Origin of the sequence: Pseudonocardia lacus, assembly GCF_018531445.1 — a bacterium.
Classification (GTDB): Bacteria; Actinomycetota; Actinomycetes; order Mycobacteriales; family Pseudonocardiaceae; genus Pseudonocardia; species Pseudonocardia lacus.
In genome coordinates this window covers 1-989 of record NZ_JAHDTH010000481.1, presented here as the reverse complement: position 1 = coordinate 989, position 989 = coordinate 1, and the positions used below count along the sequence as shown (strand labels likewise).

Annotated in this window: 1 protein-coding gene; it reads left to right on the top strand. The window is 68.1% G+C overall.

The window, feature by feature from the left end:
• Positions 1-139 precede the first annotated feature (139 nt).
• Positions 140-979, top strand: a complete 840-nt coding sequence (locus KIK08_RS39220; protein ID WP_214408361.1) for a transposase family protein — start codon at positions 140-142, stop codon at positions 977-979.
• Positions 980-989: the final 10 nt, after the last annotated feature.

The window sequence follows — 989 nt, the reverse complement described above, 5'->3', positions numbered from 1 at the left end:
TGAGGTGATCTCAGCGAGTAGGTAAACGTCCGGGCGGGCGACACGGACATTCGGGATGATCTACGTGGTGCTGGTCAGGACGCGGGGTCCTCGATAGGCAGGTTCTCTCTCACAAGATCCACCACAACGAGGACCCCACGTGATCGCCTATCCTGCCATGCTCGACGTGCCCCGCGAACTGGTCAGCCACGTCACCGCCCTGCTACGCGCCGAACGCCGACGGCTGGGCACCCGCCGCAACACCCGGGCCCTGACCTGCTGGCGCCAGGCCCTGCTCGGACTGGTCTGGTTCCGCAAGCACGACGACCTCACCATGCTCGCCGCCGGGTTCGGGATCTCCCGGGCCACCGGCTACCGCTACCGCAGCGAAGTCATCTCCGTGCTCGCCGCTCACGCCCCGGACCTGCACGACGCCCTGCAGGAGGTCGCCGAGCAGGGCTGGAGCCACGTGATCGTCGACGGGAAGCTCTTCCGCTCCGACCGGGTCACCCAGGCCGCGACCAGCGCGAACGGCACCGAGATCGATGCCTGGTACTCCGGCAAGCACCACCACTTCGGCGGCAACGTTCAAGCCGTGATGCGCCCCGACGGGTTCCCGGTCTGGACCTCACCGGTCCTCGCCGGCCGCCACCACGACATCACCGCTGCCCGCGCGCACCTGTTGGGCGCGTTGTACTGGGCGGCCTCCCAACTCGGACTGCCCACCCTGGCCGACGGCGGCTACGACGGCACGGGGATCGGCGTGCACACCCCGATCAAGCAGCCCGCCAGCGGTACCACCCTCGCTGTGGACAACCAGACCTACAACGCCCTGCACCGCGGTCTGCGCGCCCTCGGTGAACGCGGGTTCGCCCTGCTCACCGGCCGCTGGCGCGCTCTACGCCACACCACCGCAAGCCCGTCGAGAATCGGTGACATCGTCGCTGCCGCACGAGTGCTCACCCATTTCGAGCAGATCGAGCTACGCAGATCTTGCTGAGATCACCTCA